General features: G+C 62.0%; 11 protein-coding genes. 6 read left to right on the forward strand and 5 right to left on the reverse strand.

From position 1 onward, the window contains the following. Positions 1 to 337: 337 nt before the first annotated feature. Both ABDV78_RS18935 and ABDV78_RS18940 read right to left on the reverse strand, forming a co-directional pair. Complete coding sequence (locus ABDV78_RS18935) at positions 338 to 1,477, reverse strand: PepSY-associated TM helix domain-containing protein (RefSeq protein WP_343529011.1); 1,140 nt, start codon at positions 1,475 to 1,477, stop codon at positions 338 to 340. A gap of 15 nt (positions 1,478 to 1,492) precedes the next feature. Continuing rightward, the gene (locus ABDV78_RS18940; protein WP_343529012.1) at positions 1,493 to 3,505 is read right to left on the reverse strand and encodes a TonB-dependent receptor; all 2,013 of its coding nucleotides are present in this window, start codon (positions 3,503 to 3,505) and stop codon (positions 1,493 to 1,495) included. 158 nt (positions 3,506 to 3,663) lie between these two features. Here ABDV78_RS18940 and ABDV78_RS18945 point away from each other — a divergent pair, with 158 nt between their 5' ends. Beyond that, positions 3,664 to 4,665, forward strand: coding sequence for an AraC family transcriptional regulator (locus ABDV78_RS18945; protein ID WP_343529013.1), 1,002 nt, complete (start codon positions 3,664 to 3,666; stop codon positions 4,663 to 4,665). Next, positions 4,646 to 4,978 (forward strand): hypothetical protein, encoded by a 333-nt coding sequence (locus tag ABDV78_RS18950; protein ID WP_343529014.1) that lies wholly within the window; start codon positions 4,646 to 4,648, stop codon positions 4,976 to 4,978. Before ABDV78_RS18945 ends, ABDV78_RS18950 begins: the two co-directional genes overlap by 20 nt. Before the next feature lie 96 nt (positions 4,979 to 5,074). Here the strand turns inward: ABDV78_RS18950 and ABDV78_RS18955 are convergent, their stop codons facing one another. Then, positions 5,075 to 5,800, reverse strand: coding sequence for a transposase (locus ABDV78_RS18955; protein ID WP_343529015.1), 726 nt, complete (start codon positions 5,798 to 5,800; stop codon positions 5,075 to 5,077). A 110-nt stretch (positions 5,801 to 5,910) separates the two neighbouring features. Here ABDV78_RS18955 and ABDV78_RS18960 point away from each other — a divergent pair, with 110 nt between their 5' ends. Continuing rightward, a complete protein-coding gene (locus ABDV78_RS18960) occupies positions 5,911 to 6,540 on the forward strand; it encodes an MFS transporter (RefSeq protein ID WP_343529016.1) in 630 nt (209 codons plus the stop codon). Between the two features lie 20 nt (positions 6,541 to 6,560). Next, the gene (locus ABDV78_RS18965; protein WP_343529017.1) at positions 6,561 to 6,812 is read left to right on the forward strand and encodes a hypothetical protein; all 252 of its coding nucleotides are present in this window, start codon (positions 6,561 to 6,563) and stop codon (positions 6,810 to 6,812) included. 143 nt (positions 6,813 to 6,955) lie between these two features. Here the strand turns inward: ABDV78_RS18965 and ABDV78_RS18970 are convergent, their stop codons facing one another. Further along, positions 6,956 to 7,390 (reverse strand): nuclear transport factor 2 family protein, encoded by a 435-nt coding sequence (locus ABDV78_RS18970; RefSeq protein WP_343529018.1) that lies wholly within the window; start codon positions 7,388 to 7,390, stop codon positions 6,956 to 6,958. Between the two features lie 241 nt (positions 7,391 to 7,631). Between ABDV78_RS18970 and ABDV78_RS18975 the strand changes: the two genes are divergently transcribed. Next, entirely contained in the window at positions 7,632 to 8,177 is a 546-nt protein-coding gene (locus ABDV78_RS18975; protein ID WP_343529019.1) for a GNAT family N-acetyltransferase, read from the forward strand. 98 nt (positions 8,178 to 8,275) lie between these two features. Here the strand turns inward: ABDV78_RS18975 and ABDV78_RS18980 are convergent, their stop codons facing one another. Next, the gene (locus ABDV78_RS18980) at positions 8,276 to 8,758 is read right to left on the reverse strand and encodes a GNAT family N-acetyltransferase (RefSeq protein ID WP_343529020.1); all 483 of its coding nucleotides are present in this window, start codon (positions 8,756 to 8,758) and stop codon (positions 8,276 to 8,278) included. Between the two features lie 159 nt (positions 8,759 to 8,917). On the opposite strand from ABDV78_RS18980, the gene ABDV78_RS18985 reads away from it, so the two are divergent. Then, a partial coding sequence (locus ABDV78_RS18985) for a transposase (protein ID WP_343529021.1) occupies positions 8,918 to 9,041 on the forward strand: 124 nt, incomplete at its 3' end.

Raw genomic sequence — 9,041 nt, forward strand, 5'->3', positions numbered from 1 at the left:
AGCGACAGACCCTCGAATATCGGCGCTTGCTGCACCGCAAGCTGGCCGCCTAACATCAGCCCCCAGACGAGGCCCGCTCTCCACTAATCTACGCCCCCATCTGCGCCAAATGTCCTGACGACGGACAATAGCTCAAGCCAGTTTGGTCACCTCCGTCCCCGAGTTGCGTTTCGCCAAGCTGCAAGCATGACGACGAGGTCGAGTCCCAAGGCAATCCACGATGCGAGATCATATATACCGTCGCCGATCAGCGCAGAAACCAAGCCCACCATGGTCGTCGTCGCCAGCGCGATCGGCCACCGGAAAATGTGCCAATAGGATCGGCGGTGCGACATCATCATGGCTGCGCCCCTCGCAGGTATGGACGCGTGTTCTTCGCCGATCGTCCTGGCTTCAGCCATAGATAGAGCCCGGTCCCCAACACCACGATCGCGGCGACATCGAGCAGGGCCCAGATGATCTTGAGGGGCAGCCCGCCATAATCGCCAAAGTGAAGCGGCGCCGACAGGAACAGCGCCTTCATATACCAGGGCAGGTTCGGCATGCCCGTCACCTTGGCGTTGACCGCGTCGATCATCGCTGGCTTGACCAGGCGACGGGTCAGGGGTGAGTTCCCCCGCAACCCCGCCATGAAGTGATGAGGGGTGCTGAGCCGGCTGCCGGGCCAGGAAATGAATGCGATATCGGCATCCGGTGCGGCGCGACGGAGTTCGGCGACGACCCGGTCGACCGAGGCAAGATGCTGGGGTGGGCGCGACTGGCGATACGGTGCGGCCATCGCGGTAAGTTGATCCTTTTGCCAGATTGCGGTGATCGGCATGGTCATGCAGATGATGAACCCGGTCAGGCTCACCGCGCTCAGCCAGGCGGCTCCGACGATCCCGGTCATGTTGTGTGTGTCCAGCCAAGTCACCCGAACGCTGCGCGATCGCCGTATCGTTGCGAACGGCAGCTTGCGCATGAAGGGGGCATAGACCACGACGCCGGACGCGATCGCGACCAGGATGACGATTCCGATCAGGCCCAGGAAAAGTTCACCGGGTACCCCCATCAGGAGGTGGGCGTGGAGATCCAGCAGAATGGCCATCACGCCCTTGTTCGGTGGGGGCGCGGCTATCAGGGTGCCGGCGCGAAGATCGAAGGGCAGGATCGCCACCTCGCGCTGCTCGGCGCGCATGTTGGGGGCCACGACCGCCCGAACGATCGGCTGTTCGTCGTCGAACGTCAGGAACATCATCGTCCAACCGGGCCGTGTCGCCACGGCCTGGGCGACGATCCGGTCGAACTTCACCCCGCCGCCCGGTTCGACACCAGCCCCGCGCCGCTCGGTCAGGATCGGCGCGCCGGTAAGCGCATTGATCTCATGATGGAAGATCAATGGCAGGCCCGTGACGCAAAGCATGAACAGAAAGGCCGTTGAGACGAGGCTGGTCCATTTATGAACCAGCGTCCACCGCCGGATCGCCGCTGGGCTCATCGAACGGATAACCCGTCAGAACTGGAACGCGATGCCGCCGGTGACCTTGCGGGGCGCCTGAAGGATCGCATAGTCAGCCGCCTTTGACGCCCCGGTCACGATCATCAACGGCGTATCGGTATCGAGCAGGTTCCGGACCGAGAAAAATAGCCGGACGGCGCCGATCGGATAGGCGATCTGCGCATTGACCAGCGCATAGGGGCGGGTCTTGCCCCGCGCATTGTTCAGTACGTCGGAGTAATAGGCGTCTGAATAGCGTACGTCCGCCCCCATTTCGAAGCGCCCGTCAGGGGACAGGACGAAACCCGTCGCGGCGCTGAAGGCGGGTGCCCTGGGCAGGTCGTTGCCTTGGCTGGCCTGCCCGTCATAGCGATCGACCTTGGTCTTCAGCAGGCCGATACTGGCGAAGACACGATCCTTCTGCGTCGGTTTCCATTCCAAGCCGGCTTCCGCGCCATAGGTCGTCGCCTTTTGGGCGTTACGGATCGCAGTGGATAGCGCCGAAAGATAGTAAGGGAGTTGGATGTCCCTATAGTCATTGTAAAAGACATTTCCGGTGACGGTCAGGCCCCGAGTGACCGTTGCCCGTAGGAAGCCTTCGTAATTCCATACGAATTCTGGACGGTAGGTATAGGTTACAATTGGCGGTGAGAAGGTCAGTCCTGCTCCGCCCGCATTGTAGCCGCGACCCGCGGTCACGCCGACCGTCACATCGGGCGTAGCGGTCAAGGAGACGGTCGCCTTGGGCAGAAACACCCGGTAAGTCTCGTCGAACTGGGTGACGAACGGCCCGGAACGGCCCGTGCGATATCGGTGCTCCGTCTCATAACGTGCGCCCAGGATCAGGCTCAGTCGATCGATCGGCTTGAATGTGGCCTCACCGAAAAGGGCGTCGGTCTGCGTTTCGTCGCGATAGGTGCCGCCGCCGAACACATCGATCGCTTCATTCTGATGGGTGCGGAAGATGTACGCCGCCAGAAAGCCTGAGAAGCGTCCATCCGGTGCAGTCAGTCGTACGAAAGGCTGGAAAGCATATTCCTTTCCGTCGATGCGCACATTGCCCGTCCGTACGGGTGCATAGCGATCGACGCGAAAGTCGGCTGCGGACAGCAAGGCCTGGACGGTCACGACATCCGACAGCGCGATGCTGGTGTCGGAAATGGCGGTGCCCACGCGCGACCGAAAGACGGGCATCATCGGCGAAGATGCACGGTGTTCGTGGAAAGGCCGCTTCACATAGGCGGCCTGCGGCGTCCGGCCGTCCAGATAGGACAGCGTCCATAGGGAGCGGATGCCCGCCCCCGGCGTCAGCAGGAGCTTGCCGCGAAAGGTCTTGGTATCCGCGCGTCCCGGATCGGCGGCCTGGGGATAGGGCGTAAAGGAGAGATAATTGCGTTCCTGCCGCCAGTCCGCGCTCAGTCGAAAGGCCGCGACATCGCTTATGATCGGTCCGCCGAGGGCCGCGGACAATTGACGCTCATCCCGGTCACCGATGATGGCGCGCGCCGCGCCATGCCATGCAAAGCTCGGGTCGTTCGTCTTCAACGCCACGACGCCAGCCACGGCATTGCGGCCCTGGAGCGTGCTCTGCGGTCCGCGATAGACCTCCACCTGCGCGACATCCCACAGGCTGGCATTGCCGAACACCGCCTCGTTGAAGCTCAGCGTCCGGCCATCGACCTGATAGTTGAGGCGTGGACGGGTGCCCGCAAAAAACGCATCCACGCCGGATGCCGGGCCCGTTCCGTCAACGCCTCGGACCGCGGGTGCGGAGTTGCTCGGTTCGACGGTAACCAGATTGGGAATACGCGACAGAATGTCGTCGACCGAGTAGAGTCCTGCCCTTCGCTCCATATCCTCGTCAGTCAGGACCACTACGCTCGACGCTGTGTCCCTCAGGCTGCGATGGGTTTTCTCGGCCGTGACGACGATATCGTCCTGCCCGACGGGATCGGCGGCCGCACGAGCGGATACCGGGACAATGACCAACGCCGACACACTGGCCGCGAGCAGACAACGCAAAGACATGAAACCCCCTGAAGACTATCGCCACGCCGGGGCACGCTGAAGGTCCCGCCCGACGTTGCGAGCGATTGCCATTAGCAATTTGGGCTGAGGGGAGCTATGGCTCTGACTATCGCGAAAACGAGGAATCCTGTCGCAATACGTTCGGGGGAAGCCATATCATGATCGAAACCGCGCCGCTGAAGGGAGCGTTCTGCGCCTCGGACATCGTGCGCGAGGCCGCGGCCCTGGCACTCGTTGAACCGATCGCGCAGGATGAAGATGCCCCGGCAATTTCACCGCAGTTCGAGGGTTGGATGCGGTTCGACCAAGTCCATCCAGGGCTGGCCATGTCGGTGCATGACCTGACCCCGCTCGTCGATACGACCATCACCCAGCCCGTTCGTCGGTCGGTCACGCTGGGCATCGTGCTGGATGGCGAGGGTGGCGTTTTCCAGATTGGCGGCCACGCCCCCCTGCGTAGCGCGCCGCAGTGCGCGCACTTCGTCGGGATCGGCGAGGATCAGTCGGGTCACCGCATCTTTTATAAGGGAGATCGCTGCCTGCGCGTCGGCCTTACGCTTGATCCATCCTTCCTTGAAGGCTCCGCCGACGCCCTTCCGCATCCTGATCTGGCCATGATCGAGCGCCTGATGCGTCCCGGATTGCACAATTACAGCCTGCCCCGCTCCGAGTTGCTGATCCACATGGCGCATGCGACGATGTCCAGTCGCTATTGCGGCTCTCTGGGACGCCTGTTCCGCGAGAGCGCGGCGCTCCAGCTGATGTTCGAAAGTCTTCGCCTCCTGAATGACGACGCGCACAAGATCGCTCAAGTCGGGCATCGGGTATACGATGCCGTCGTCGCGGCGCGAGGCCTCATCAACGCGTCGCTGATGTCGCCCCCTCACACAATCGAACTGGCGAAGCAGGTCGGGCTCAACGTCAACGCGTTGCAAAAGGCTTTCAAGGCGATCGAGGGACGAACGATCTTCGCTTATCACCGTCACCGCCGCCTCGACGTCGCACGGGTTTTGATTATCGAGCATGGTTTTGGCATGGCCGAAGCTGGCTACCGCGTCGGCTTCACCAGCCCCTCTGCATTTTCCGCCGCATACAAGAAGGAATTCGGGATCACCCCGACTGCGAGCGCAAGGATTGTTGATGGATGCAACGCCCATTAACGACGGCTTGTCTGCGACCATGTCTTGGCGCCGGGCGGCAGGCGGGCGAGCCCAGCCCTTCCACGGCCATGTCGACGAATGGGCCCGGCACCGTTGCAGTTATCCCCTCTGTCATATCCGGCCCGCACCCGTCATCATCCGGCGGCCGTTTCCTGATCCGACCTGCCGTCGGCGAACGCTGGTGCAGGCACTGGTGTCTTCCCGATCAGGAACGACCAGCGAGACGCTGCGGGCATTCTCGGAATCGATCCAGAGCGTGCGGAAACTCGCGGCCCAACAGTTGTCCGGCACTTTTCTGGCCGAAGCCAGGTAAGGGCGCTGGTCTGTTCGGATTTGCGGCGGTGACGGGGCCAGAACGGCGCTATGGGGGAGGATGAGAGGGCTGCGCCGGCTTACATAGCGACGATGCTCAGGCCCTTACCGCGCGTATCAGTTCCTGTACGCCGACGAGGTTGATCGCCCGCCTGAGATTGTAGGCGAGCGCCGTCAGGCTGAACTCGGCCCGGACCTTGTCGAGCCCGCGCATCAGAAAAGCGCCCTGGTTCATCCATTGCTTGATCGAACCGAAGGGATGCTCGACCGTCTCGCGCCGGATATCGAGAATGTCGGGTCGGGCGGCGAGGCGCATCGCCATACGGTCGAGCACCGCCTCGCCCTCCCAGCGCGTGATGCGGCGGAAGTTGCCGCGGGCACACTGTGCCTTGAGTTCGCATCCGCCACAGGCCCGCGGGTTTGAATATTGCACGATGATGTGACCACCCTGAAGCCAGCGGTACCGTGTATCAAGCCGCTGGTTGCCCTGGCAGTGATAGCAACCCGCCGCTTCATCGTAGCGGAACCGCTCCTTGGGAAAGCGGCCGTCGCCGACCGCCGTGCCGCGCTGGGGGCTGGCGACATAGGGCGTGATGCCGGCCCGCGCGCATGCGGCGATATCCTCGCCCATGTAATACCCCATGTCGGCGACCACATCGATCCGCTCGACGCCGAGGATGTCCTTTGCAGCGCCGGCCGTTTCAGCCAGGAAACCCAGATCGCTGCCCGCGTTGGTGACATGCTGTTCGACGATCAGCTTGTGCTTGGCATCAACCGCAACCTGCGCATTGTAGCCGACGCCGACCTTGGGATGAGCCGCCATTGCACGCGCGTCGGGATCGGTGAGCGATATCTGGCTCTGGCCACTGGCCTTCAGCTGCTCAAGTATCGCCTCGCTGACCCGACGCTGGTCGCGTAGCCCCGAACTCCACCATGCTGTTCGGGGCGCGTGCCGTGGAGGGGATCGGGTATCTCCTCGTCGTCATCGCTGCGCCGACCGCGATTGCCGCAATCGCCGATGATCGCAATCGCGCACCTACCTTGGCCTTATGGAGCAGCTTCGTGCCGGTGGGGATCGCAGTCGGCAGCGCCGTTACCAGCGTGGGCGTTGTGACCCTTGGCGTTCAAGGCATCATGGTGCTGTGGGCGTGCCTTCTGGCGGTGACGATCATTCCGATACTCCGTCTTCCGCTGCGGGCTGACGACAGCAGTCGACGCCGTATCGTGCCGCCAGCGCCGGCAGCATGGGGGTCGAGCTTCGCCTTCGGAATCTACACGCTTTTCCTGTGCGCATTGACCATGCTGCTCCCGACATTTCTGATGGCAGAACGGGCCGCGGCGCTGGACGAAGCCGGCCTGGTCGCGTCGATCGCATCGCTGTCCGCGCTGCCGGCGTCCGGTCTTGCCATCCTGCTGATCCGCCGAGGGCGGCTGTCGACGGAACGTCTGCTCATGATCGCAGTGCCGTCGCTTGTCGGGACGGCGCTTCTTGTGCCACTCGCTCTCGGTCGTTCGAACGATCTGACGACGACCAGCATCTCATCGTGGGGGCAGTCCTGCTGAGCGGCCTCGTATCTCCCCTCATGTTTGCACGGCTGCCGATCCTCGCAGCCGCTGAAAGCCCGCATGACCCTCGCATCGCAAGCGCCAATGGTTTGCTGACCCAGTTTGGCGCCAGCGGAGCCTTGATCGGCCCGCCGCTAGGCGGTCTGATCGCGGATGAATGGGGGTGGACGGCACTTGGAATTGTCATAGCCGGGTTGGTGATTTTTATGCTCGCTGGTGTGGCTCTATCCGAATGGATCGCTGCTCAATTTCGTCTGGCTGGTTTGTGATACATCCGGGGTCATCCGCTACGGAAGGTTGATCGAGACGACCCGAACATTCTCGTTGGGATGGTGAAATGGGATTATGGCAGTCTTCTCAAAACTCGCCGTTCTGAGAAGACTGCTTGGCGCGAGCGGCTAGGCGAAGTGAATTAATCCGGCTTTGCTGGCGGGATCGGGGTGTACTGCGCCGAAACCAGCAGCCATTTGCCTGCTGCTCGCTCGGCAACGTAACGAACGCGAACCGACCGAACTGGTCCGCCTGGAATAGTGAATGACTTACGTGTTGTGATGATAGCGACGTCGCCGCGCGAACGAATGACCAGAGGTTCGCTGGTCATCGCTGGCGCAGTACGCTTCAGCTCGGGAGCGTAGAACCCCAGCACCTTCCCCCGATCATCGACTTCGCCAACTGGCGAAATTTCCTCGTAATCGGACGCGAGAGTTTTCGAGAGTGTAGCCGGATCATGCTCAATACGAGCGGCGTCGAAACGGTCAATCAAAGACTTAATTTCCATATTCTGTGCGCTTGCGGTCGATGCTATCAACAAAGCCACCGGACCGATCGCCCAAATCATCAAACGCATATGTCCCCCTTCGTGAGATTCACGCCACTCCGATAATGACTTCATTCGCGATCACGAAACCAGAAAAGTGCGCGTTGGGACATTCGCCGTGATGCGAGTGCATCCTGCCGGTTGCCACCGAACAGGAACTCACCATACGAAGTCGATTCTGCGTCAGCGAGCGCGATCACATGACCACGGTCGCCATCAGTGATTCCGCCTGCTGTTGCGGTTGCTACGCACGCCAGCTTATGCAGACGCAATGAACACTGATTTGTCGTTGGGCAGTCGCCCCGATCTCGCCACTGAACGCCTATCCCTTCGGCGGCCTGACGATCGCGACATTGACGCCATAGTCGACGTTGTCGGAAATTGGGAAGTGGCACGCCGCCTGGCGCGTGTTCCGCATCCATATGGTCCGGCCGATGCTCGCTTTTTCCTAGATCATGTCGTTCCTGCCGAATGGGTGTGGGCCGTCACTTTGCGAGGGTCCGACACGCTTCTCGGCGCGATCGGTTTAACGCCGGAAGAGGGCACTGACGCTGCTGAATTGGGCTATTGGCTGTCCCCTGCCCATTGGGGGAGTGGCATAACGACCGAAGCCGCTCGGGCGGTCGTTGCCTTTGGTTTCGATCGTCTCGGCCTTCCCGTCATCACGTCTGGCTATTTCGAGGACAATCCTCCTTCGGGCCGCGTGCTTCGCAAGTTAGGCTTCGTGGAAACCGGGCACGTCATGCGACCTTGCCTAGCGGTAGGTAGCGTGGTGCCTTCGATAAGAATGGAGCTGGCGTACCCAACACGAGGATAACTACGGGGAAGGCTGCTGATCCATCCTCCCCGACTGGGAACGGCCAACGAGACGGCCGGGGCATTCCCAATGGGATGGCGGATTGGGAAAGCGTTAGCTCACTCCCCGCTGGCCACGATCCACTTGCCGAACAACCCAAACCCGCACGCTTTTGCCAACGCAACGGACGCTTGGTTGTCCATCTGGCATCGATACTGCGGCTCATACCCTTGCTGTCGGGCAAACCCGCTGAGCGATCCAACGGCAGCACGGGCATAGCCTTTGCCACGCGCATCGGGGAGCGTCAGGACGCCGAGGTCAGCGACCGGACTATCGTCCCACAGGATCGCGCTGGCGGCGCTGACCAATCGATCGCCATCGAAGCAACCGAATACGGCCCATTGGTCGAGTTCGACATAGGAATCTTCCCGGTCCTGCTCCGAGGCCGTTGCGTAGAAGGTGTCGAATACCGCGCGGTCGTTTTCGGTGAGCCGCCGAGCCGGCGCGGAATGGCCTGCCTCCGCCGCCGCATCGGCAGGAAGGTAGAACAGGAAGTCGGGATCGTGGAAAGCGATGCCCTCGTTCGTCAGCCGCTCGCGCAAAGCCGTGGCGCTCGCCCCGGTCGTTTCAAGGTCGATCGCGGTGGCCAGTTCGGGCGTGATCGCCGCCTGTACCGAGAGGTGGCTCGGGGAATTTGAACAGCGTGGATAAGTGGATTGTCGATCTGACAGCGGCCATGCTGGCCGTAAGCAGGAGGTAAGATGAGCAAGCGACCCCGTCGGAACCACAGCCCGGCGTTCAAGGCGAAGGTGGCACTGGCCGCCGTGAAGGGCGAGAAGACGCTGGCCGAGCTGGCGCAGCAGTATGACGTGCATCCCAACCTCA

It is taken from the genome of Sphingomonas sp. (assembly GCF_039594485.1).
GTDB lineage: Bacteria > Pseudomonadota > Alphaproteobacteria > Sphingomonadales > Sphingomonadaceae > Sphingomonas.

Coding starts and splice junctions, on each gene's coding strand:
- ABDV78_RS18935 (WP_343529011.1), bottom strand. CDS start 1,477: ATGAGCCCAGCGGCGATCCGGCGGTGGACGCTGGTTCATAAATGGACC.
- ABDV78_RS18940 (WP_343529012.1), bottom strand. CDS start 3,505: ATGTCTTTGCGTTGTCTGCTCGCGGCCAGTGTGTCGGCGTTGGTCATT.
- ABDV78_RS18945 (WP_343529013.1), top strand. CDS start 3,664: ATGATCGAAACCGCGCCGCTGAAGGGAGCGTTCTGCGCCTCGGACATC.
- ABDV78_RS18950 (WP_343529014.1), top strand. CDS start 4,646: ATGGATGCAACGCCCATTAACGACGGCTTGTCTGCGACCATGTCTTGG.
- ABDV78_RS18955 (WP_343529015.1), bottom strand. CDS start 5,800: ATGGCGGCTCATCCCAAGGTCGGCGTCGGCTACAATGCGCAGGTTGCG.
- ABDV78_RS18960 (WP_343529016.1), top strand. CDS start 5,911: ATGCTGTTCGGGGCGCGTGCCGTGGAGGGGATCGGGTATCTCCTCGTC.
- ABDV78_RS18965 (WP_343529017.1), top strand. CDS start 6,561: ATGTTTGCACGGCTGCCGATCCTCGCAGCCGCTGAAAGCCCGCATGAC.
- ABDV78_RS18970 (WP_343529018.1), bottom strand. CDS start 7,390: ATGCGTTTGATGATTTGGGCGATCGGTCCGGTGGCTTTGTTGATAGCA.
- ABDV78_RS18975 (WP_343529019.1), top strand. CDS start 7,632: ATGAACACTGATTTGTCGTTGGGCAGTCGCCCCGATCTCGCCACTGAA.